Raw genomic sequence first — 21,739 nt, 5'->3', positions numbered from 1 at the left:
GACAAACAACAGGAGATGAAAAGAAATGAACCAGCAAACAGTTAATGTAATCGGAGCAGGCCTTGCCGGAAGTGAAGCGGCATGGCAGCTTGCAAAACGAGGAATTCAAGTAAAACTATACGAAATGCGGCCCGTCAGGCAGACGGCAGCCCATCATACTGATAAATTCGCTGAACTGGTATGCAGCAACTCCCTCCGTTCAAATACACTCGCCAATGCGGTAGGCGTATTAAAAGAAGAAATGCGGGCGCTTGACTCAGCAATCATTCAATCTGCTGATAAATGCTCGGTTCCCGCAGGGGGAGCGCTTGCAGTTGACCGCCATGAATTTGCGCAAAGCGTGACGGATCTCGTGAAAAACCATCCGAACGTAACGGTTCTTACTGAGGAAGTAACAGAGATTCCGGAAGGCCCGACGGTTATCGCGACCGGACCGCTTACGTCAGAATCGCTTTCACAGCAGCTGAAAGAGCTCACGGGAGAAGAGTATCTGTATTTTTATGACGCGGCGGCGCCGATTGTCGAAAAAGACAGCCTTGATATGGAGAAAGTGTACTTAAAATCCCGTTACGACAAGGGAGAAGCGGCATACTTAAACTGCCCGATGACAGAGGAAGAGTTTGACCGTTTCTATGAAGCATTGACGACGGCTGAGACGGTTCCTTTAAAAGAATTCGAAAAAGAAATCTTCTTTGAAGGCTGCATGCCGATTGAAGTCATGGCGAAAAGAGGCAAGAAAACGATGCTGTTCGGACCGATGAAACCGGTCGGACTGGAAGATCCGAAAACAGGCAAGCGCCCTTATGCAGTCGTTCAGCTCAGACAGGATGACGCGGCGGGAACGCTTTATAATATTGTAGGTTTTCAGACACATTTAAAATGGGGAGACCAAAAAGAAGTGCTTAAACTGATCCCCGGCCTTGAAAATGTTGATATCGTCAGATACGGCGTCATGCACAGAAACACATTTATCAACTCGCCGAGTCTTTTGAACCCGACATATCAATTTAAACAGCGGAACGATCTGTTTTTCGCGGGCCAAATGACCGGTGTAGAGGGTTATGTTGAATCTGCCGCTTCAGGTCTTGTAGCGGGAATCAATGCCGCCAAACTTGTGCTCGGTCAGGATCTTGTGACATTCCCGCAGGAGACGGCGATCGGAAGCATGGCTCACTACATTACGACGACAAATCAGAAGAACTTCCAGCCGATGAATGCAAACTTCGGCCTCTTAAAAGAATTGCCTGTAAAAATTAAAAACAAAAAAGAACGAAATGAAGAATACGCTAAACGCGCAATTGAGACTATTCAAACTATTTCGAAAACGATATAGCTTTTCATTGCAACTTCGATGCATTATATGATACCATTTAAAAGCCCTTCGGAGAGGGAGGTCTTCATAATGACTGAGAATGTTAACTTTTTTTTAAAGTTATTCGTTGAATATTTACAAATTGAAAAAAATTATTCACAATATACTATTGTGAATTATGTTAATTCGATTGAAGAATTTGGGATGTTTCTGCATGCTCAAAATATAAATGGAATGAAAGAAGCTGCATATCATGATGTGAGAATATTTTTGACAGAGGCTTATGAAAAAGGCCTGTCAAGAAAAACAATCAGCAAGAAAATTTCAGCTTTGAGAAGCTTCTATAAATTTTTAATGAGGGAAAAGCTTGTTGAAGAGAATCCGTTTCAGCTTGTTCATCTGCCGAAACAAGAGAAACGGATTCCGAAGTTTCTTTATGAAAAAGAACTTGAGGAACTATTCGCTGTCTCAGACAGAAGTCAGCCGTCAGGGATGCGCGATCAGGCCCTGCTTGAGCTTCTTTATGCGACCGGAATGAGGGTCAGTGAGTGCTGTACGCTCACTGTCGGCGATCTTGACCTGTTCATGGATACGGTGCTCGTTCACGGGAAAGGCAAGAAGCAGCGCTATATCCCGTTCGGCTCATATGCCCGTGATGCGCTGGAGCTGTATATCAACAGCGGAAGGCAGTGCCTGCTTGAAAAAGCAAAAGAGCCTCATGATGTGCTGTTTGTCAATCAAAGAGGCGGCCCGCTGACCGCCAGAGGAATCCGGTATATTTTAAGCGGGCTTGTAAAAAAAGCATCCGGCACTTTACATATACACCCGCATATGCTTCGGCACACGTTTGCGACTCATCTGCTGAATGAAGGGGCTGATTTAAGAAGCGTCCAGGAGCTTTTGGGCCATTCCAATCTGTCTTCTACGCAGATATACACGCATGTATCGAAGGAAATGCTGAGAAACACATATATGTCCCACCACCCGAGAGCTTTTAAAGAAAATTAAAAGGAGGCCCTTCTCATGTCATCTTTTCATGCGACAACGATTTTTGCCGTCCAGCATAACGGGAAAAGCGCTATGTCAGGAGACGGCCAGGTCACATTCGGTCAGGCTGTAGTCATGAAACATACTGCGAGAAAAGTGAGAAAGCTGTTTAACGGAAAGGTTCTGGCCGGATTTGCGGGATCTGTTGCAGACGCTTTCACACTTTTTGAAATGTTTGAGGCGAAGCTTGAAGAATACAACGGCAATTTAAAACGGGCGTCGGTTGAGCTTGCGAAAGAATGGCGCAGCGATAAAGTGCTGCGCAAGCTGGAAGCCATGCTGATTGTCATGAACCAGGATACCTTGCTTCTCGTATCGGGAACAGGTGAAGTGATTGAGCCGGATGACGGCATTTTGGCAATCGGCTCCGGCGGAAACTACGCCCTGTCAGCAGGAAGAGCGCTGAAAACCTATGCCGGAGAGAATCTGTCCGCCAAAGATATTGCAAAAGCCGCTTTGAAAATCGCAGGCGAGATTTGTGTGTACACAAACGATCAGATCATTTTGGAAGAACTTGAATAGAAAGGACTTGAGGCGCATGGAAAACAAACCGTTAACACCGAGACAAATCGTAGATCGGTTGGATCAATACATTGTAGGACAGCAGGATGCGAAAAAAGCTGTCGCCGTGGCATTAAGAAACCGCTATCGCAGAAGTCTTCTTGATGAAAAACTGAGAGACGAGATCGTTCCCAAAAACATCCTGATGATGGGCCCGACCGGGGTGGGGAAAACAGAGATCGCCAGACGGATCGCCAAGCTTACCGGTGCGCCATTTATAAAAATTGAAGCGACAAAATTTACAGAAGTCGGCTATGTAGGCAGAGATGTCGAATCAATGGTCAGAGACCTTGTTGAGACATCCGTGCGGCTCATTAAAGAAGAAAAAATCAGCGAAGTGAAAGAACAGGCTGAAGAAAATGCAAACAAACGTATAGTGCGGCTTCTCGTTCCGGGAAAGAAAAAACAAGCGGGTGTGAAAAATCCGTTTGAAATGCTTTTCGGAGGAAGCCAGACGGCAAATGATGATGATGCCGACCAGCAGGAAGAAGCAAGCCTTGAAGAAAAAAGAAAACGCATGGCGCATCAGCTCGCATTGGGAGAGCTCGAAGACCATTACGTCTCCGTAGAGGTGGAAGAGCAGCAGCCGTCGATGTTTGACATGCTGCAAGGCTCCGGGATGGAGCAGATGGGCATGAATATGCAGGATGCGCTGAGCAATCTGATGCCGAAAAAGAAAAAACGCCGCAAAATGACGGTCAGAGAAGCAAGGAAGGTTCTGACCAATGAAGAGGCAGGCAAATTAATCGATATGGATGAAGTCGGCCAAGAGGCCGTGTTAAGAGCTGAAGAGGGCGGCATTATCTTTATTGACGAAATAGATAAAATCGCAAAAAACGGAGGGGCTTCTTCCTCAGCAGATGTATCGAGAGAAGGCGTTCAAAGAGATATCCTTCCGATTGTCGAAGGATCTACCGTCGTCACGAAATACGGCTCCGTCAAGACAGATCACGTGCTGTTTATCGCAGCCGGGGCATTCCATATGGCCAAACCGTCTGATCTGATTCCGGAGCTGCAGGGCCGCTTTCCGATTCGTGTAGAATTGAGCAAGCTGACGGTGGATGATTTTGTGAAGATTCTCGTCGAACCCGATAACGCGCTGTTAAAACAATATCAGGCTTTATTGCAGACAGAAGGTATATCTCTTGAATTTTCTGACGAAGCTATTCGTAAGATCGCCGAAGTGGCTTATCATGTGAATCAGGACACGGACAACATCGGAGCGAGAAGGCTTCACACGATATTGGAACGTCTCTTGGAAGACCTGTCGTTTGAAGCGCCGGACGTGACGATGGAAAAAGTCGCCATCACGCCGCAATACGTTGAAGAAAAGCTCGGAACGATTGCAAACAACAAAGATCTAAGTCAATTTATATTGTGAAAATTTAATAAGAGGAATTCTAGGAGGATTATTTATCATGGCTTTACTACAAAAAACACGAATTATTAACAGCATGCTGCAGGCTGCGGCAGGCAAACCCGTAAACTTTAAAGAAATGGCTGAAACGCTTCGTGACGTCATTGATTCTAATATTTTCGTCGTCAGCCGCAGAGGAAAGCTTTTGGGCTACTCTATTAATCAGCAGATTGAAAATGACCGCATGAAAAAAATGCTTGAAGACCGCCAGTTCCCGGAAGAGTACACGAGAAATCTGTTCAATGTTCCGGAGACGTCTTCAAACCTTGATATCAACAGCGAATACACGGCGTTTCCTGTGGAAAACAGAGACCTGTTCCAAGCGGGCTTAACAACGATCGTGCCGATCATCGGCGGAGGAGAGAGACTGGGCACGCTGATTCTGTCCCGTCTGCAGGATCAATTTGAAGATGATGATCTCATTCTTGCTGAATACGGAGCAACCGTTGTAGGAATGGAGATTTTAAGAGAAAAAGCGGAAGAAATCGAAGAAGAGGCGCGAAGCAAAGCGGTTGTTCAAATGGCGATCAGTTCTCTGTCTTACAGTGAACTTGAAGCGATTGAGCATATCTTTGAAGAGCTTGACGGAAACGAAGGCTTGCTCGTGGCAAGTAAGATTGCGGACCGTGTCGGCATTACGCGTTCAGTAATCGTTAACGCGCTGAGAAAGCTGGAAAGCGCAGGCGTCATTGAATCCAGATCACTGGGAATGAAGGGGACGTACATTAAAGTTCTGAACAACAAATTCCTTATTGAATTGGAAAACCTTAAATCTCATTAAGACAAAAGCAGGATCCCTGAAAATGGGGTCCTGCTTTTTTTATGGACAATAGGTGAAAAGTTGCAGTTTAAAGTTGCTTATTGGAAGCTGATCTGAGATAATCCATCTTGCTGTGTGAAAAAAGGAGGAAGATACAGAAATTCTGCTATTTTCAGTCTTATATTAAACAAATGCTTGTAGTCCAAATACTCTAGGACTTAATACCTACATGCAAAATAGATATAATTGAGCACTTTTTTTAGCCTAACTTCATAGACTTTAAGCCTGTTATTTCTTACAATAAGCATATGGTTTTACAATTCTCGACAAGGATTTTTAGGAGAAAAATATCTGAAATGGAGGTAAGTGGATTTGGACTTATTTTCTGGAACTATACAAAATCTTGAGAATGCCTTGGGGAGAGCGGACATTAAGCAAAAAGTCTTAACTAATAACATCGCCAATATAGATACACCGAACTATAAGGCAAAAAAAGTCTCTTTCCGAAATTTGTTAGATCAGGAAACATCCAATCGTGAGGCGGTAAAAACCGACTATCGGCACGTTGACTTTACGGGTTCAGGGGACGATTATTCTATCGTGTCCAGCAGTGATACATCGTACCAGCAAAACGGAAACAATGTCGATATCGACAAAGAAATGACAGATTTAGCCGAAAACCAAATTAATTATCAGGCTTTGGTTGAAAGAATGAGCGGCAAATTCAATTCTCTGAAAACCGTCTTGACAGGAGGAAAATAATGAGTGGCTTTCAAAGCTTAAATATTTCGGGCTCCGCTTTAACTGCACAGCGTGTCCGGATGGACGTCGTATCGTCCAACCTGGCCAATATGGATACAACGAGAGCGAAGCAGGTAAATGGCGAATGGGTGCCTTACAGAAGAAAGCTGGTATCTCTCCAATCGGGAGGCGAGTCATTTTCGTCCCTTTTACATTCCAAGATGAACGGAACAGGAAGCGCTGGAAATGGCGTAAAGGTATCTGGCGTTACGGAAGACCCGTCCGCTTTTAATCTCGTTTATGATCCGGAGAATCCTGATGCGAATAAAGACGGATATGTGCAAAAACCAAATGTAGACCCATTAAAAGAAATGGTGGATCTTGTCAGCAGCACGAGATCATATGAAGCAAACGTAACTGCATTAAACGCCTCCAAAGGCATGCTTTTGAAGGCTTTAGAAATCGGAAAGTAAGGTGATGTAAGTGGTTAACGCTATTACTCCTTTTCAGCTTCAACAAACCCAAAACACTCAAAACGTAACGAATCAATTAAACCAAACTCAAAAAACTGATTCTTCAAACCAAACAAGCTTTTCGGAGCTTTTAAAAAACTCTATTGATTCGTTAAATGAGTCACAAGTAAAATCTGACCAAATAACGAACGAACTGGCTGCAGGAAAGGATGTAAACCTTGACGAGGTCATGATCGCTGCCCAAAAAGCAAATATCTCTCTGACGGCCGCTACCGAATTCCGCAATAAAGCCGTGGAAGCCTATCAGGAAATCATGAGAATGCAGATGTAGTGGTCAGATTGAAGAGAATGACTGGAATGACCGGGGGTTAACATGAATCGTACTCTAATGCAAATGAAAACCAAAACGGCAGCGTTTTGGAACAACAGATCAAAAACACAGAAGATACTCATGGTAAGCGGCTTGGCCGCATTCATTATTTTACTCATCGTCGTTATTATTTTTACTTCGTCTGAAAAGATGGTGCCTCTTTATAAAGATTTGTCCGCGGAAGAAGCGGGGAAGATTAAAGAAGAGCTCGATACGAAAAAGGTGTCTTCTGAACTTGCTGACGGCGGCACGGTCATAAAGGTTCCTGAGAGCCAAGTGGATTCGCTTAAAGTCCAGCTTGCCGCGGAAGGCCTGCCGAAAACGGGATCAATTGATTATTCGTTTTTCGGACAAAATGCGGGCTTCGGCCTGACAGATAATGAGTTTGACGTTTTAAAGGTTGAGGCGACTCAGACCGAATTGTCAAACCTGATAAATGAAATGGACGGTATTAAAAACTCGAAGGTCATGATCAATATGCCGAAAGAAGCCGTGTTCGTCGGTGAAGATCAGCCGGCAGCGTCCGCATCCATCGTTTTGCAGATGAAACCGGGCTACTCGCTTGATCAAAACCAGATCAACGGGCTGTACCATCTCGTTTCTAAAAGTGTTCCGAACTTAAAAGAAGATAATATCGTCATAATGGATCAAAATTCTACATATTATGACAAAAGTGACAGCGGTGCAGGGTCCGTTTCTGACAGTTATGCATCTCAGCAAGGTATTAAGTCGCAGGTCGAAAAGGACATTCAAAAACATGTTCAGTCACTGCTCGGCACAATGATGGGGCAGGATAAGGTCGTTGTTTCCGTAACGGCGGATATTGACTTTACGAAGGAAAAACGCACTGAAGACACTGTTGAACCTGTCGATAAAGATAACATGGAAGGCATAGCGGTAAGCGCCGAAAAAGTTGCGGAAACGTATAAAGGCGACGGCGCAGCCAACGGCGGCACGGCCGGAACGGGAAGCAATGACACCGCGAACTATGCCGAGACAAACGGCGGTTCAAACAGCGGGGACTACGAAAAAAGCAGCAATAAAATCAACTATGAAGTCAACCGCATTCATAAAGAAATCGCGGAAAGCCCGTATAAAGTGCGTGATTTAGGCATTCAGGTCATGGTGGAGCCGCCTAATCCGAAAAATGCCGCTTCCTTATCAGCACAGAGACAGGCTGATATACAGAAGATTTTAGGAACGGTCGTCAGAACGTCTCTTGATAAAAACGAAACGCAAAATCAAAACCTGACAGACAATGATATCAACAATAAAATCGTTGTATCCGTTCAGCCGTTTGACGGAAAAACAAGCCTGAACACAGATTCGGCACAATCTTCAGGTCTTCCGATCTGGGTATACATTACAGGCGGCGTACTGCTTGCGGCCATTATTCTGCTTATTATTCTCCTCATCAGAAAGAAACGCTCACAAGAGGATGAATACGAAGAATATGAATATGAAACACCGCCGGAGCCGGTTCGATTGCCTGATATCAACGAAGAGAAAATTGAAACGGAAGAAACAGTCAGACGAAAACAGCTTGAAAAAATGGCTAAAGAAAAACCGGAAGACTTTGCTAAATTGCTTCGAAGCTGGCTGGACGAGGATTAGGGGGAATGGAAAATGGCGAAACGTGATCAGAACAAGCTTACAGGAAAACAAAAAGCAGCCATCCTCATGATTTCCTTAGGCCTTGATGTATCAGCTTCTGTGTACAAGCATTTGTCTGAAGAAGAAATTGAAAGATTGACTCTCGAGATTTCGGGAGTCAGAAGCGTCGATCATCAAAGAAAAGATGAAATCATTGAAGAATTTCATAATATCGCAATCGCTCAGGACTATATTTCACAAGGCGGTTTAAATTACGCCCGCCAAGTGCTTGAAAAAGCGCTCGGAGAAGATAAAGCGGTAAGCATTTTAAACAGGCTCACCTCTTCTTTGCAGGTAAAGCCGTTTGATTTTGCAAGAAAAGCGGAGCCCGAACAGATTTTAAATTTCATTCAGCAGGAACATCCGCAAACGATGGCACTGATTTTATCCTACCTTGACCCGGTGCAGGCCGGACAGATTTTGTCTGAGCTGAACCCGGACGTTCAGGCTGAGGTGGCAAGAAGGATTGCGGTTATGGACAGAACGTCTCCCGAAATCATAAATGAAGTGGAGCGGGTCCTTGAACAAAAGCTGTCCTCCTCCTTTACGCAGGATTATACGCAGACCGGCGGCATAGAAGCCGTTGTTGAAGTGTTAAACGGCGTAGACAGAGGAACGGAAAAAACGATCCTTGATTCATTAGAAATCCAAGATCCTGAATTGGCGGATGAAATCAAAAAACGGATGTTTGTCTTTGAAGATATTGTCACCCTTGATAACCGTGCGATTCAGCGCGTGATCAGAGACGTTGAAAACGACGACCTCCTGCTTTCATTGAAGGTTGCGAGCGAGGAAGTCAAAGAGATCGTCTTCAGCAATATGTCACAGCGTATGGTTGAAACGTTTAAAGAGGAAATGGAAATTATGGGGCCTGTGCGTTTGCGTGATGTGGAAGAGGCGCAATCAAGAATCGTGGGCGTCGTCCGCAAGCTGGAAGAAGCCGGAGAAATTGTAATCGCGCGAGGCGGAGGAGACGATATTATTGTCTAATATCATTAAACAGCAATCATCATTTTCTCCTGAACAAAAACGGCGCAAGCTTTCCTTGCAGGAAGTCAGGAAAACACATTCCCAGCCAGACCGGGAGGAACTTGAAAATCCGGAGGCGCTCATGGCCTTTGCCAAGGCCGAAGCCGACAGGGTGTCTGAAGAAGCGAAAAGTCAATTGGATCACACTCTTCGGCAGATTGAAGAAGAGAAAAACCGCTGGGCGGAAGAAAAACAAAGATTGATGGAAGAAGCGAAGGCAGAAGGATATAAAGAAGGCATAGCATTGGGAAAAGCCGAGGCTCAAGCTGAATATGCCAATCTCATCAGCCGGGCCAATGCCGTTATGGGAATGGCGAGACAGTCAGTCGAGGAAAAACTGGAAAGCGCTGAGGAAGAAATTATTGAGCTTTCCGTTGCGCTCGCTAAAAAAGTATGGCGGCAAAAAAGTGACGATAAAGAGGCTTTCCTTCTGCTGGTCAAACAGGTAGTAGCCGAAGTAAAAGATTATGATGACATCTCCATCTATGTGGACCCTGAATATTATGAGACGGTTCATCAGCATATGGACGAAATTCAGCAGCTGTTATACAAAGAATGCAGATTAAGCTTATATGCCGATGAAAAAGCCGCGAAGGGAACGTGCTCGATAGAAACTCCGTTCGGACGTGTTGATGCAGGCATAGACACTCAGCTGATGCAATTAAAGCAAAAGCTTTTAACGGCGCTTGAGGCGGGAGCGGAGCAATGAAGACACAGTATTTAATAGACTCAATTGAAACAGCGGATCCGTACAAACGCTACGGCAAGGTTAAACGGGTCATCGGGCTGATGATTGAATCAAAAGGGCCCGAAAGCTCAATCGGAGATGTTTGTCTCATTTATCCGAAAGGCCATGCAAAAAAAGCGATTAAAGCTGAGGTTGTAGGCTTCCAGGATGAAAACATTCTGTTAATGCCTTATCTGGAAGCAGCCAGTATCGCGCCGGGCAGCATTGTGGAGGCCACTGGCGAGTCGCTCCGCATCAAAGTAGGGGCGGGGTTAATCGGACAAGTTGTCGACGCGTTCGGCGAACCTCTTGACGGCCGGGCGCTTCCGAAAGGTTTGTCCCCCGTTTCGACAGAACAGCAGCCGCCAAACCCGATGAAACGCCCGCCGATACGGGAAAAGATGGGTGTCGGCGTCAGATCGATTGACAGTCTGCTGACGGTAGGAAAAGGGCAGAGAATCGGGATTTTTGCCGGAAGCGGAGTCGGGAAAAGCACCTTGATGGGAATGATTGCGAAGCAGACTGAAGCTGATTTAAACATTATCGCACTTGTCGGTGAACGGGGGCGCGAGGTGCGTGAGTTCATTGAGAAGGATTTAGGCGAAGAAGGCCTGAAACGCTCGATAGTCGTAGTCGCGACCTCTGATCAGCCTGCGTTAATGCGATTGAAAGCGGCGTATACGGCCACCGCCATTGCGGAGTATTTCCGCGATAAAGGCCGGAATGTGATGTTCATGATGGACTCCGTCACGAGGGTCGCGATGGCTCAGCGGGAAATCGGCCTGGCAGCGGGAGAACCGCCGACAACAAAAGGATATACACCTTCTGTGTTCGCTATTTTGCCCCGTTTGCTGGAAAGAACGGGCGCGAATGAACAAGGAACGATAACCGCTTTTTATACGGTTCTCGTTGACGGAGATGACATGAACGAACCGATTGCCGATACGGTGCGCGGAATATTAGACGGGCATATCGTTCTCGACCGGGCGCTTGCCAACAAGGGGCAGTTCCCGGCCGTGAACATCCTGAAAAGCATCAGCAGGGTCATGTCTAATATTTCAGATACAGCGCACATAGAGGCGGCCAACAAATTCCGCGATCTTCTGTCAACTTATCAAAACTCTGAAGATCTCATTAATATCGGAGCTTACAAAAGAGGGTCATCAAGAGAAATTGATGAAGCGATTCAGTTTTATCCGCAGCTTATTCAATTTTTAAAACAAGGAACGGAAGAACCTGCTCAACTGGAAGACAGCATTGCGGCATTGACGAGTCTGACAGGAAATGAGGAATAAACATCATGGCTTACCAATTCAGATTTCAAAAGCTGCTGGAATTAAAAGAAAATGAAAAAGACCAAACATTGACTGAATACAGACAATCGGTTTCTGAATTTGAGACAGTGGCTGAAAAACTATATGAAAATATGAGCAAAAAAGAATTGCTCGAAAAAGACAAAGAATCAAAGCTGAAATGCGGGATGAGCGTTCAGGAAATGAGACATTATCAGCAATTCGTTTCCAATCTTGAGAACACCATCTATCATTATCAAAAGCTTGTCATTATGAAACGAAATGAAATGAATGAGAAGCAGGAACAGCTCACCGAAAAAAACATTGAAGTAAAGAAATTTGAAAAAATGCGGGAAAAACAATTTAATATGTTCGCACTTGAAGATAAAGCTGCAGAGATGAGGGAAATGGACGACATTTCAATCAAGCAGTTTATGATTCAGGGGCATTAGGAGCGAATGAAATGGCCGATAAAGAAAAGAGATCTGGAAAGTTCGGTTCAATCCTGCTTTTTATCATGATCCCGCTGATTTTTCTGATCATCGTCGCAAGCATCATCCTTTGGGCTGCCGGCGTTGATGTGATGAAGCCGATTCAGGAAACAGCCGCTAAAACGCCTGTTTTAAAAGAATTGGTTCCCGAAACGAAAGAAATGAAAAGCGCGGCGGAAAAGCAGAAGGAAGACAGAACGGCTTCTCTTGAAAAGACCATAAAGGAACAAAAAAGTGAAATTAACATTTTGAATAAAGATTTAGACACAAGCAAGTCCGAAATCGATAATCTGAATCAGAAAATCCGTTCGCTGAAACAGGAAGCTGAACAGCAGCAGAAAACGAAGACGGATGAAACAAAAAAAGACGCTTCGGATTCAGCCGGAAAAGATAAAATGATCAACATCTATAAAAGTATGGACAGCGGTAAAGCGGCAAGCATTATCGTAAAGCTGAAAGAAAAAGAAGCCCTCGATATTTTAAATGGATTAAGTAAAAAGCAACTTGCTGAAATCTTGACGAAAATGACTCCTGAACAAGCGGCTAAATATACAGAAAAACTATCCGCTGACGGAAATAAGGAGTGATGTAAGTTGAAGCTGCTTGAATTAACGGGTAATCGTACGCAGACTGCGCAAAACAGCAATGTGAAGACGAATGTAAACAGCTTAGGTCTATTTCAGAACTGGCTCCTGTCGGAAATCACTTCTCCCCGGCAGCCCGGAGATGAAACAAAAACAAGTGACGCAGAGCTGAATGATGCCCTATCGAAAATCGGTGATTGGCTGAAAGCCGGCCCGGAAGATAAAGAATTGCAGCTTAAACAGCTGCTTGAGGCGGTAAAAGCTCTTGAAGGAAAGCAGACGGCTGAAACAGCTCTTCCTTTATTGAAACAGCTTGCCGAATCCGTTGAAGACATGTTAGCGGGAAAACAGCAGGGGGCGAAGCCTGAAACGAATGAGCCGGATTCTTCCGCAAAAGACGGGGATTCCGTCAAGGATGCGCTTGAGAAGGGCTTGCTTTTCATTCAAGAAGCCGTATCCCAGCTCTTCACATCTCAGCAGGAACTGCCTGACAGCACGCAGGCAAAGGCGGTTTACCGGGAAGGCGCCCGTTTATTAGAGGCATTGAAAAAACAAGGCGTTCCGGACCGCGTGATTCAAGACCTGCGGCAGACATTTTTTCCGAAAAACGAATCTGCATCTAAACTTTACGCCATGACAGCCGCTGAGCTGAAGAGCTTTCAAAGCGTCGCGGAGCAGCTTGCGGGCCTTTCTCAAAAGGGAACAAAGGAATGGGATATGGCTGAAACTGAGCTGAAAGCTTTTGTGTTATCTCAATCATCTGAATCATCCCAAGAGTCAGCCGGGAAAACGGAACAGCAAAACGGCGGCACGGTTTCTCAAGCAAAGGCGCCTGACAGCAAATTGTCTGCACATATACTGTTTTCGGGAACGAGAAGCCTTGCCGGCATTCAGCAAGCGTCCGCAGGAGCTGAACAGCAGCCGGCAGAAAATAAACCGTTAACGGATCAGGTTATCAGCGGCTGGAAACAGATGAAATACACGCCTTTCGGGAAAGCAACCGGAAGCTTTACGATTCGTCTTAATCCCGAGAACCTCGGATTTGTCACAATTAAGGTGACAAACGAAAACGGGATGTTTCAAAGCAAAATAATCGCATCCAGCCAGTCCGCGAAAGAGCTGCTGGAACAGCATCTTCCTCAGCTGAAACAGTCGCTTCCGAATATGTCGGTCCAGGTCGACCGTTTTACAGTCCCGCTTCAAAGCGGGGATCAGCAGCCTGTTTACGGGCAGACGGCAGATCACAATAAACAGCAGCATCAGGGACAGAGAGAGCAGAAGAACCAGCAGCAGTCAGGCGATTTCGGAGATATGCTGGAGGAGCTTTCTCTCAATGAAATGGAGGAAGAATAGTTGACATCAGTAAACTCGGATTATGCCGCGGCGGGCGCTTCAACCACTTCAAACGCGAAGAGCACCTCCGCAGTAAACAGCAGTACGAATTTAGGGAAAGACGAATTTCTGAAGATCTTAATGACACAGGTTCAAAACCAGGACCCGCTCAATCCGGTTGATGACAAAGAATTCATCAGCCAGATGGCGACATTTTCTTCATTGGAGCAAATGATGAATATGAATACGACGATGACTAAATTTGTAGAAAATCAAGATCCGTTTACGATGTATGTGAACTGGATCGGCAAAAATGTCACATTCAGCGACAGCGACGGGAAGGATCAGACAAGCCCAGTCAATTCAGTCAAGCATTCAAACGGCAATTACGTGCTCGTGCTTGAAAATGGCAAAGAGGTCAGTCCGTGGAATGTCACGGCCGTCAGCGAAACATCTAAATAAAAAGAAACCCAGGGGGAATTTAACATGTTACGTTCATTGTATTCCGGTATCAGCGGCATGAAAAACTTTCAGACAAAACTAGATGTAATCGGCAATAACATCGCCAACGTCAACACAGTGGGATTTAAGAAAAGCCGCGTTACATTTAAAGATATGATCAGCCAGACAGTCGCCGGCGGTTCAAACGTGACCAATTCAAAACAAATCGGCTTGGGTGCCGCGACTTCTTCCATTGATGTCGTTCATTCAACCGGCGCCCCGCAGGCTACACAGAATAAAACCGACCTAGCCATTGACGGAGACGGATACTTTCAGATTAATACAGGTTCGGGAATCGTTTACACACGTGCGGGGAATTTCGGAAAGGACAATCAAGGCAACCTTGTTACGACTGACGGGTACTACCTTGAAAAAATCGGAGGCGGCAAAATCAATATTCCGACTGATGCGAAAGATTACAGCATCGGTGCAGACGGAACCGTTACATACACTGATGCAGGGGATGCGGTTCATGATGCCGGACAAATCGGTCTGGTCACGTTCCCTAACAGCGCCGGTCTGGAAAAAATCGGAGGCAATCTTTACAGAGAATCATTAAGTTCAGGAGCTGCGAGCGCAGTCACCACTCCGGGCGAAAACGGAACGGGTAAGCTTTTGGCAGGCTATCTTGAAATGTCAAACGTAGATCTGACAGATGAATTTACCGAAATGATCGTTGCTCAGCGCGGTTTCCAATCAAACTCAAAAATCATTACGACTTCAGATGAAATCCTTCAGGAGCTGGTTAATCTGAAACGGTAAGGAGGGAGGAGAGGCGGTTAGGCCGCTTCTCCGGATTGCATGATTCAAGTCACCCGTTTAAACGGCCAGCCTTTTACGCTGAATGCGCTGTTTATCGAACAGATTGAGTGCTTCCCCGACACGACGATTACACTGTCCAACGGCAAAAAGTTCGTAGTGAAAGAACCGGAAGAAGCAGTTCTCAAAAAAGTCATATCGTTTTACCATAGCATACAAATATTTTCACTGGATCAGGGAATAGAGGAAGAAGAATGAAGAAAAAATTAGTCATCATTTTGCTGATTATTTTAATTGTCATCGCCGGCCTCGGAACGGCAGCATATTTTGTCGTCAGCGGACACTCCGGCAAAGATAAAAAGCCGACAATTGACGAAGTCGTTGCAGCCACTGTGTCTGTCGACGATATCACGACAAACTTAAAGTCTGACAGCATCATCCGTATCGGCATCAAGCTTGAAACCGACTCGGCTAAAGCGAAGGAAGAACTTGAAAAACGCGATTTTCAGGTGAAAGACAACATCATTTCCATTTTAGCTGACACAAGCGCCGGAGAGATTGAGGGAGATAAAGGAAGAGAAGCGTTTAAACAATCATTAAAAGAGAAAGTAAACAGCTATCTCCAAGAAGGAAAAGTTCAGAAAGTGTACATTACCTCCTTTAATCTGCAATAAAAACAAATTTGACAGAATACGGAGGTGAAGAAAATGTCAGGAGAAGTTCTCTCCCAAAATGAAATAGACGCACTGCTTTCCGCCATTTCCACGGGTGAGGCGGATGCGGAAGAGCTGAAAAAGGAAGTTAAAGAGAAAAAAGTAAAGGTATATGATTTTAAACGGGCTCTCAGATTCTCGAAAGATCAGATACGCAGTTTAACCCGGATACATGATAACTTTGCGAGGCTTCTCACAACACACTTTTCCGCCAAGCTCAGAACGTATATTCATATATCCGTCAGCTCAGTTGACCAGGTGCCGTATGAAGAATTTATCCGTTCCATACCGAACATGACGATTTTAAATTTATTCGATGTTCATCCGATGGAAGGCAGAATCATGATGGAGGTTAATCCCACCATCGCATACGCAATGCTGGACCGCGTCATGGGAGGCATCGGCATCACTCATAACAAAGCTGACAGCCTTACGGAAATTGAAACGAATATTATTTCTAACTTATTTGAAAATGCACTGGGCAACTACAAAGAAGCTTGGCAATCAATTGCTGATATTGACCCTGAAATGACTGAATTTGAAGTGAATCCTCAGTTTGTACAGATGGTTTCCCCAAATGAAACAGTCGTTGTCATTTCTCTCAATACACAGATAGGTGAAATCAGCGGTGTCATTAATCTTTGTATTCCCCATGTCGTACTTGAGCCGATTATCCCTAAGCTTTCCGTACATTATTGGATGCAATCAGACCGGAATGAAGCGAAGCCCGAAGAAACGAAGCTGCTTGAAAAGCGCATCATGACGGCTCAAATTCCCGTTGTGGCTCTCTTGGGCGCTTCTGAACTGACAATAGAAGAATTTTTAAGTTTGGAAGTCGGGGACTGTATAACTCTGGACAAATCAGTGACTGATCCTCTTACTGTATTGGTCGGAAACAAACCGAAGTTTTTAGGGCAGGCCGGCCGGGTGAATCGAAGACAGGCAGTGCAAATTTTAGATCACGACATAAGAGGTGAACAAGATGAACAATAGATTATCTCAAGATGAAATCGATGCTCTTCTTAACGGCACAAGCAGTCAGTCAGAGGATACAGAACAGCCTCAAGGGGCGAACTTGTCTGAACTTGAGCGCGATGCGATCGGAGAAATCGGGAATATTTCGTTCGGCAGCTCGGCTACGGCGCTGTCCACTCTTTTAAATCAAAAAGTGGACATTACGACGCCGAGTGTGACCGTCATTTCAAAAAGCAAAATCAGTGATGAATTTCCTCATCCGTATGTTGCCATTGAAGTGAACTACACAGAAGGCTTTGACGGCAGCAATTTGCTAGTCGTCGAACAAAGCGACGCGGCCATCATCGCGGATTTGATGATCGGCGGAGACGGCCGGGGCGCCGATCCGTCACTCGGTGAAATCCACCTGAGCGCCGTGCAGGAAGCAATGAATCAAATGATGGGCTCGGCTGCTACGTCAATGTCGACCGTATTCAGTAAAAAGATTGACATTTCTCCGCCAAGGGTTGAACTTCTGGATGTGACGGAAGAAAAAGGGACCGACAGAATACCTGAGGATGACCTGCTCGTAAAAGTGTCATTCCGTCTGAAAGTCGGTGAATTAATCGATTCGAGCATCATGCAGCTTTATCCGATTACGTTTGCGAAAGATCTGATCGCAGAACTGATGACTGCAGACCAGCAAGAGTCAGAGGCCGCAGAAACCGTCTCAGAACCACAGGAAACATACGAAACGCCGCAGCCGGAACCGCAGGCAAAACCTGAGCTTCCGAAGAGACAGGGAACCGCAAAAAAAGCTGCGCCTGTTCAAGTCGCTCCGGTAGAATTCCAGGCGTTTGATCATAACGAAGCGGCGCAAGGATCAAGGAATAACCTTGATATGCTGATGGATATTCCGCTTTCCGTTACGGTTGAGCTCGGCAGAACGAAGAGAAGCGTCAAAGAAATCCTTGAACTTTCTGCGGGAAGCATTATTGAGCTTGACAAGCTGGCTGGTGAACCTGTTGACATCCTGGTCAACCAGCGGATCGTGGCAAAGGGCGAGGTCGTTGTCATAGAAGAAAACTTCGGCGTGAGAGTCACTGATATTCTAAGTCAGGCAGACCGCCTTAACAATTTAAAATAAGCGAACATAGAGGAGAGAAACAGATTATGGCACACAGAATTTTAATTGTAGACGATGCAGCATTTATGAGAATGATGATCAAGGATATTTTAGTGAAGAACGGTTTTGACGTTGTAGCTGAAGCTTCAGACGGAGCGCAGGCAGTCGAAAAATTCAAAGAGCATTCCCCCGACCTAGTGACAATGGATATTACTATGCCTGAAATGGACGGGATTACAGCTCTAAAGGAAATTAAACAGATCGATCCGCAGGCGAAAATCATCATGTGTTCGGCTATGGGCCAGCAGTCAATGGTTATTGACGCGATTCAAGCCGGCGCAAAAGACTTTATCGTGAAACCGTTCCAAGCGGACCGCGTGCTTGAAGCCATTAATAAAACATTAAGCTAAAGGGTGTACGACTGTTGAAAAAGAGTCATGGTTTACTAGCTTTGATTTGTTGTTTCGTTTTACTCAATGTACATCCGTTCCCTGCTTTTGCGGCGGAGTCTGACAATTCCACCGTCAACGAATGGTTTGACAAACAATCAACAAACAAAACAGAGAAAAAAAGCGATACATCGAAACAAACGGCTGATCAAGAGATAGGGGATGCTTCTGCATCTTCTGTCTCCGCTTTTGATTTTGTAAAGATGATCGGGGCGTTATTATTTGTCATTCTGCTGATCTATGGATTTGTCAAACTGATGAATAGAAGAAACCGTCTGCTGAAGCCGTTTCAATATGTAGAAAATATCGGCGGAACGTCAGTCGGCCAAAACCGTTCCGTGCAGCTGATTAAAGTGGGAAACAGCGTTCTCGTAGTCGGTGTGGGCGAAACGATACAGCTTTTAAAAGAAATTGAAGATGAAAAAGAGCGCGAGGCGATTCTGAGCCAATACGAAGAGTCGATGTCTTCAAAAGTGGAATGGACCAAGCTCGTAAATCCGCGTAAGGATGGAGAAAAAAAGCCGCAAACGATGCTTCCGTCGTTTTCAAAAGCGCTGAAAGAACAGCTGAACGAGCTGAAACAAAGCCGTTCTGAAGGAAAGAAGAAAGGCCCTTATCATCATGAATGAATTCGTTAATCTTTTTAATTCAAGCAGTCCGACCGAAGTCAGCTCCACTGTTAAATTACTGCTGCTTTTGACTGTCTTTTCAGTAGCGCCGGGGATTCTGATTTTGATGACCTGCTTTACGAGAATCGTCATCGTTCTGTCTTTTGTGAGAACCTCACTGGCGACGCAGAACATGCCTCCGAACCAGGTTTTAATCGGCCTTGCGCTGTTCTTGACGTTTTTTATTATGGCGCCGACTTTTTCAGAGATTAATAAGGAAGCCTTAACGCCGCTGATGGACAACAAAATCAGTCTCGATGAAGCATATACAAAAGCCGAGAAGCCGATTAAAGAGTATATGAGCAAGCATACAAGACAGAAGGATCTGGCGCTGTTTATGAACTATGCCAAAATGAAAAAACCTGAATCGATTCAGGATATTCCTTTGACGACGATGGTCCCCGCTTATGCGATATCAGAACTCAAAACCGCTTTTCAAATGGGCTTTATGATTTTTATTCCGTTTTTAATTATCGATATGGTCGTGGCGAGCGTCTTAATGTCAATGGGAATGATGATGCTTCCGCCGGTTATGATCTCTCTGCCCTTTAAAATATTGCTTTTCGTTTTGGTCGATGGATGGTATTTAATCGTGAAATCTTTGCTTGACAGCTTTTAGGGTAGGTGCTAATTGTGAGTTCAGAATTTGTAATTTCCATGGCGGAAAAAGCCGTATATGTAACACTAATGATCAGCGGGCCGCTGCTTGCGATCGCGCTGATCGTCGGTTTGCTCGTCAGTATCTTTCAAGCGACAACTCAAATCCAGGAACAGACGCTAGCGTTCATTCCGAAAATCGTGGCGGTGATGCTTGGACTGATCTTTTTCGGTCCTTGGATGCTGTCGACGATTCTTTCGTTCACAACTGATCTGTTCTCTCATCTGAACCGATTTGCAGGGTAGAATCAAATGAATTCCATCATTGATTTATTTCCCGCTTTTTTATTGGTCTTTATCAGAATCTCTGCTTTTTTTGTAACGGTGCCGGTGTTCGGACATCGGAATCTGCCGGCGGTTCACCGGATCGGCTTTGCTTTTTTTCTTTCGGTGATCTGCTTCAGCACGCTGAAACATGCGCCGGAAATAGAAATAGGGGAACAGTATATGCTGCTTGTCATAAAAGAGGCCGTTGTGGGCTTGAGCCTCGGGCTGATTGCTTTCATGATGATGACAGCCATTCAGATAGCGGGTTCCTTTATTGATTTTCAGATGGGCTTTTCCATCGCCAATGTCATTGATCCGCAATCAGGAACGCAAAGCCCGCTGATCGGACAATTCGTTTATACGCTGGCGCTGTTATTTATGCTCAGCGTAAACGCCCATTATCTTTTATTGGACGGGATTTATTACAGCTTTCAGTATATCCCGCTTGATCAGGCATTTCCGTCGTTTGGAAATGATCACTTTGGGCTTTTTATCGCAAAAAGCTTCAATGCCATGTTCATTATTGCTTTTCAAATGTCTGCGCCGGTTGTGGCCAGTCTGTTTTTAGTTGATTTGGCGCTCGGTATTGTGGCGAGAACGGTGCCGCAGCTGAATGTTTTCGTTGTCGGGCTTCCTCTGAAAATAGCCGTGAGCTTTATTATGCTGATCGTTTGTATGGCGGTGATGTTTGTCGTCGTCCGCAACATCTTCAGCCTTACCGTTGAAACCATGCGGAATCTATTGGCATTGGTCGGTGTGACATGATGAGACTCAGACTGAATCTGCAATTCTTTGCCGGTGAAAAAACGGAGAAAGCCACTCCGAAAAAACGGAAGGATACAAGAAAGAAAGGACAGGTCGCGAAAAGTACGGATGTGAATACAGCCGTTTCTTTACTGATTATCTTTCTTTCGCTGATCGCGCTCGGTCCTTATATGCGGGACAGGCTGCTGTCCTTTATTAAAACGTTTTATACGAAATCGATATCATTACATCTGTCAGCATCTGCCGTGCATGAACTGTTCGTGGATACGGTGAAAGATATCAGCCTCACCCTCGCGCCGATTATGCTGGTCGCGCTTGTGGCAGGTGTCGTGAGCAATTACATGCAGGTGGGTTTTCTGTTTTCTGCGGAAGTCCTCAAGCCTGACTTGAATAAGCTCAGCCCGCTGAAAGGATTTAAGCGGATTTACAGCATGAGGGCGATTGTTGAACTGGTCAAATCCATTTTGAAGATTACTGTGGTCGGTTTTGCCGCCTTTATGGTGCTCTGGCTGCATTATGGCGATATTCTCCGCCTTCCGCTTTTAACGCCTGCGGAAGTGCTCACTTTCGTTTCTAAGCTCACGCTTTGGATGGGGCTTGCGGGATCAGGGGCTCTAATGCTGCTGGCCGGGCTTGATTACTTATATCAGCGTTTTGACTATGAGAAAAATATCAGAATGTCAAAGCAGGATATAAAAGATGAATACAAAAAATCGGAGGGTGATCCGATTATCAAGTCTAAAATTAAGCAGAAGCAGCGGGAAATGGCGATGAGGCGGATGATGCAGGAAGTGCCGAAAGCGGATGTCATCATTACCAACCCGACCCATTATGCGATTGCTTTAAAATATGATGAAAAGAAAATGGACGCCCCTTACATTGTTGCCAAAGGGGTCGACCATCTCGCATTAAAAATCAGGCAGATCGCCAAAGAACACGATGTCATGACGATTGAAAACAGGCCGCTCGCGCGTGCGTTATATGATCAGGTTGACATTGATCAGGCTGTGCCGGAAGAGTTTTTTAAAGTCATTGCGGAAATTTTGGCTTATGTATATAAAACGAAACAAAAAGTATAGTGAATTTCAGAT

General features: G+C 45.2%; 27 protein-coding genes. All 27 read left to right on the top strand.

Features of this window, described 5'->3' with window-relative positions:
* Window positions 1-25: 25 nt before the first annotated feature.
* Complete coding sequence (gene trmFO, locus OWN49_RS01230; protein WP_012117550.1) at window positions 26-1,333, top strand: FADH(2)-oxidizing methylenetetrahydrofolate--tRNA-(uracil(54)-C(5))-methyltransferase TrmFO; 1,308 nt, start codon at window positions 26-28, stop codon at window positions 1,331-1,333.
* Between the two features lie 69 nt (window positions 1,334-1,402).
* Complete coding sequence (xerC, locus tag OWN49_RS01225; RefSeq protein WP_007409774.1) at window positions 1,403-2,320, top strand: tyrosine recombinase XerC; 918 nt, start codon at window positions 1,403-1,405, stop codon at window positions 2,318-2,320.
* Between the two features lie 15 nt (window positions 2,321-2,335).
* Window positions 2,336-2,881, top strand: coding sequence for an ATP-dependent protease subunit HslV (gene hslV / locus OWN49_RS01220; protein ID WP_003154267.1), 546 nt, complete (start codon window positions 2,336-2,338; stop codon window positions 2,879-2,881).
* Between the two features lie 16 nt (window positions 2,882-2,897).
* Complete coding sequence (gene hslU, locus OWN49_RS01215; protein ID WP_069448731.1) at window positions 2,898-4,301, top strand: HslU--HslV peptidase ATPase subunit; 1,404 nt, start codon at window positions 2,898-2,900, stop codon at window positions 4,299-4,301.
* A gap of 37 nt (window positions 4,302-4,338) precedes the next feature.
* On the top strand, window positions 4,339-5,118 hold the full coding sequence (gene codY, locus OWN49_RS01210) for a GTP-sensing pleiotropic transcriptional regulator CodY (protein ID WP_003154263.1): 780 nt from the start codon (window positions 4,339-4,341) through the stop codon (window positions 5,116-5,118).
* Between the two features lie 351 nt (window positions 5,119-5,469).
* The gene (flgB, locus tag OWN49_RS01205; RefSeq protein WP_176283317.1) at window positions 5,470-5,859 is read left to right on the top strand and encodes a flagellar basal body rod protein FlgB; all 390 of its coding nucleotides are present in this window, start codon (window positions 5,470-5,472) and stop codon (window positions 5,857-5,859) included.
* Complete coding sequence (gene flgC, locus OWN49_RS01200; RefSeq protein WP_003154259.1) at window positions 5,859-6,311, top strand: flagellar basal body rod protein FlgC; 453 nt, start codon at window positions 5,859-5,861, stop codon at window positions 6,309-6,311. The genes flgB and flgC overlap by 1 nt, the downstream gene beginning before the upstream one ends.
* A gap of 10 nt (window positions 6,312-6,321) precedes the next feature.
* The gene (gene fliE, locus OWN49_RS01195) at window positions 6,322-6,642 is read left to right on the top strand and encodes a flagellar hook-basal body complex protein FliE (RefSeq protein WP_007409777.1); all 321 of its coding nucleotides are present in this window, start codon (window positions 6,322-6,324) and stop codon (window positions 6,640-6,642) included.
* 42 nt (window positions 6,643-6,684) lie between these two features.
* Entirely contained in the window at window positions 6,685-8,295 is a 1,611-nt protein-coding gene (gene fliF, locus OWN49_RS01190) for a flagellar basal-body MS-ring/collar protein FliF (RefSeq protein ID WP_062623353.1), read from the top strand.
* 12 nt (window positions 8,296-8,307) lie between these two features.
* Complete coding sequence (fliG, locus tag OWN49_RS01185) at window positions 8,308-9,324, top strand: flagellar motor switch protein FliG (RefSeq protein WP_003154256.1); 1,017 nt, start codon at window positions 8,308-8,310, stop codon at window positions 9,322-9,324.
* A complete protein-coding gene (gene fliH, locus OWN49_RS01180) occupies window positions 9,317-10,072 on the top strand; it encodes a flagellar assembly protein FliH (protein ID WP_077722194.1) in 756 nt (251 codons plus the stop codon). Before fliG ends, fliH begins: the two co-directional genes overlap by 8 nt.
* Entirely contained in the window at window positions 10,069-11,385 is a 1,317-nt protein-coding gene (fliI, locus tag OWN49_RS01175; RefSeq protein ID WP_031379121.1) for a flagellar protein export ATPase FliI, read from the top strand. Before fliH ends, fliI begins: the two co-directional genes overlap by 4 nt.
* Before the next feature lie 5 nt (window positions 11,386-11,390).
* Window positions 11,391-11,834: a flagellar export protein FliJ gene (fliJ, locus tag OWN49_RS01170; protein ID WP_003154253.1), complete on the top strand. Its 444-nt coding sequence runs from the start codon at window positions 11,391-11,393 to the stop codon at window positions 11,832-11,834.
* 11 nt (window positions 11,835-11,845) lie between these two features.
* Entirely contained in the window at window positions 11,846-12,460 is a 615-nt protein-coding gene (locus OWN49_RS01165) for a MotE family protein (protein ID WP_015388236.1), read from the top strand.
* Between the two features lie 6 nt (window positions 12,461-12,466).
* Complete coding sequence (locus OWN49_RS01160) at window positions 12,467-13,810, top strand: flagellar hook-length control protein FliK (protein WP_077722195.1); 1,344 nt, start codon at window positions 12,467-12,469, stop codon at window positions 13,808-13,810.
* Window positions 13,811-14,251 (top strand): flagellar hook assembly protein FlgD, encoded by a 441-nt coding sequence (flgD, locus tag OWN49_RS01155; RefSeq protein ID WP_003154247.1) that lies wholly within the window; start codon window positions 13,811-13,813, stop codon window positions 14,249-14,251.
* Window positions 14,252-14,275: 24 nt separating this feature from the next.
* A complete protein-coding gene (gene flgG, locus OWN49_RS01150) occupies window positions 14,276-15,052 on the top strand; it encodes a flagellar basal body rod protein FlgG (RefSeq protein WP_003154244.1) in 777 nt (258 codons plus the stop codon).
* 39 nt (window positions 15,053-15,091) lie between these two features.
* A complete protein-coding gene (locus OWN49_RS01145; protein WP_003154243.1) occupies window positions 15,092-15,307 on the top strand; it encodes a flagellar FlbD family protein in 216 nt (71 codons plus the stop codon).
* Window positions 15,304-15,723 (top strand): flagellar basal body-associated protein FliL, encoded by a 420-nt coding sequence (gene fliL, locus OWN49_RS01140; RefSeq protein ID WP_003154241.1) that lies wholly within the window; start codon window positions 15,304-15,306, stop codon window positions 15,721-15,723. The genes OWN49_RS01145 and fliL overlap by 4 nt, the downstream gene beginning before the upstream one ends.
* A gap of 33 nt (window positions 15,724-15,756) precedes the next feature.
* Window positions 15,757-16,755, top strand: a complete 999-nt coding sequence (fliM, locus tag OWN49_RS01135) for a flagellar motor switch protein FliM (RefSeq protein WP_003154240.1) — start codon at window positions 15,757-15,759, stop codon at window positions 16,753-16,755.
* A complete protein-coding gene (gene fliY / locus OWN49_RS01130; RefSeq protein ID WP_077722196.1) occupies window positions 16,745-17,863 on the top strand; it encodes a flagellar motor switch phosphatase FliY in 1,119 nt (372 codons plus the stop codon). The genes fliM and fliY overlap by 11 nt, the downstream gene beginning before the upstream one ends.
* Before the next feature lie 26 nt (window positions 17,864-17,889).
* Window positions 17,890-18,252, top strand: coding sequence for a chemotaxis protein CheY (cheY, locus tag OWN49_RS01125; protein WP_003154238.1), 363 nt, complete (start codon window positions 17,890-17,892; stop codon window positions 18,250-18,252).
* A 14-nt stretch (window positions 18,253-18,266) separates the two neighbouring features.
* Window positions 18,267-18,920 carry a flagella biosynthesis regulatory protein FliZ gene (gene fliZ / locus OWN49_RS01120; protein ID WP_003154237.1) on the top strand — a complete coding sequence of 218 codons (654 nt, stop codon included), beginning with the start codon at window positions 18,267-18,269 and terminating at the stop codon, window positions 18,918-18,920.
* Window positions 18,913-19,578 (top strand): flagellar type III secretion system pore protein FliP, encoded by a 666-nt coding sequence (fliP, locus tag OWN49_RS01115; protein ID WP_003154235.1) that lies wholly within the window; start codon window positions 18,913-18,915, stop codon window positions 19,576-19,578. Before fliZ ends, fliP begins: the two co-directional genes overlap by 8 nt.
* 14 nt (window positions 19,579-19,592) lie before the next feature.
* Complete coding sequence (fliQ, locus tag OWN49_RS01110; protein ID WP_003154234.1) at window positions 19,593-19,862, top strand: flagellar biosynthesis protein FliQ; 270 nt, start codon at window positions 19,593-19,595, stop codon at window positions 19,860-19,862.
* A 6-nt stretch (window positions 19,863-19,868) separates the two neighbouring features.
* Window positions 19,869-20,648 carry a flagellar biosynthetic protein FliR gene (fliR, locus tag OWN49_RS01105; protein WP_003154233.1) on the top strand — a complete coding sequence of 260 codons (780 nt, stop codon included), beginning with the start codon at window positions 19,869-19,871 and terminating at the stop codon, window positions 20,646-20,648.
* The gene (gene flhB, locus OWN49_RS01100; protein ID WP_077722197.1) at window positions 20,648-21,727 is read left to right on the top strand and encodes a flagellar biosynthesis protein FlhB; all 1,080 of its coding nucleotides are present in this window, start codon (window positions 20,648-20,650) and stop codon (window positions 21,725-21,727) included. The genes fliR and flhB overlap by 1 nt, the downstream gene beginning before the upstream one ends.
* Window positions 21,728-21,739 lie beyond the last annotated feature (12 nt).

This window comes from Bacillus sp. NEAU-242-2 (genome assembly GCF_027853835.1).
In the GTDB taxonomy this organism is placed as follows: domain Bacteria; phylum Bacillota; class Bacilli; order Bacillales; family Bacillaceae; genus Bacillus; species Bacillus velezensis.
This window is presented reverse-complemented; position numbering and strand designations above follow the sequence as displayed.

What these genes read in the sequence shown, in the direction of transcription:
- trmFO (WP_012117550.1), top strand. Translation starts at nt 26, where the DNA reads ATGAACCAGCAAACAGTTAATGTAATCGGAGCAGGCCTTGCCGGAAGT.
- fliR (WP_003154233.1), top strand. Translation starts at nt 19,869, where the DNA reads ATGAATTCCATCATTGATTTATTTCCCGCTTTTTTATTGGTCTTTATC.
- flgG (WP_003154244.1), top strand. Translation starts at nt 14,276, where the DNA reads ATGTTACGTTCATTGTATTCCGGTATCAGCGGCATGAAAAACTTTCAG.
- flhB (WP_077722197.1), top strand. Translation starts at nt 20,648, where the DNA reads ATGAGACTCAGACTGAATCTGCAATTCTTTGCCGGTGAAAAAACGGAG.
- codY (WP_003154263.1), top strand. Translation starts at nt 4,339, where the DNA reads ATGGCTTTACTACAAAAAACACGAATTATTAACAGCATGCTGCAGGCT.
- hslV (WP_003154267.1), top strand. Translation starts at nt 2,336, where the DNA reads ATGTCATCTTTTCATGCGACAACGATTTTTGCCGTCCAGCATAACGGG.
- fliM (WP_003154240.1), top strand. Translation starts at nt 15,757, where the DNA reads ATGTCAGGAGAAGTTCTCTCCCAAAATGAAATAGACGCACTGCTTTCC.
- flgC (WP_003154259.1), top strand. Translation starts at nt 5,859, where the DNA reads ATGAGTGGCTTTCAAAGCTTAAATATTTCGGGCTCCGCTTTAACTGCA.
- fliL (WP_003154241.1), top strand. Translation starts at nt 15,304, where the DNA reads ATGAAGAAAAAATTAGTCATCATTTTGCTGATTATTTTAATTGTCATC.
- fliF (WP_062623353.1), top strand. Translation starts at nt 6,685, where the DNA reads ATGAATCGTACTCTAATGCAAATGAAAACCAAAACGGCAGCGTTTTGG.
- xerC (WP_007409774.1), top strand. Translation starts at nt 1,403, where the DNA reads ATGACTGAGAATGTTAACTTTTTTTTAAAGTTATTCGTTGAATATTTA.
- OWN49_RS01145 (WP_003154243.1), top strand. Translation starts at nt 15,092, where the DNA reads ATGATTCAAGTCACCCGTTTAAACGGCCAGCCTTTTACGCTGAATGCG.
- cheY (WP_003154238.1), top strand. Translation starts at nt 17,890, where the DNA reads ATGGCACACAGAATTTTAATTGTAGACGATGCAGCATTTATGAGAATG.
- OWN49_RS01165 (WP_015388236.1), top strand. Translation starts at nt 11,846, where the DNA reads ATGGCCGATAAAGAAAAGAGATCTGGAAAGTTCGGTTCAATCCTGCTT.
- fliJ (WP_003154253.1), top strand. Translation starts at nt 11,391, where the DNA reads ATGGCTTACCAATTCAGATTTCAAAAGCTGCTGGAATTAAAAGAAAAT.
- fliP (WP_003154235.1), top strand. Translation starts at nt 18,913, where the DNA reads ATGAATGAATTCGTTAATCTTTTTAATTCAAGCAGTCCGACCGAAGTC.
- fliG (WP_003154256.1), top strand. Translation starts at nt 8,308, where the DNA reads ATGGCGAAACGTGATCAGAACAAGCTTACAGGAAAACAAAAAGCAGCC.
- hslU (WP_069448731.1), top strand. Translation starts at nt 2,898, where the DNA reads ATGGAAAACAAACCGTTAACACCGAGACAAATCGTAGATCGGTTGGAT.
- fliY (WP_077722196.1), top strand. Translation starts at nt 16,745, where the DNA reads ATGAACAATAGATTATCTCAAGATGAAATCGATGCTCTTCTTAACGGC.
- fliI (WP_031379121.1), top strand. Translation starts at nt 10,069, where the DNA reads ATGAAGACACAGTATTTAATAGACTCAATTGAAACAGCGGATCCGTAC.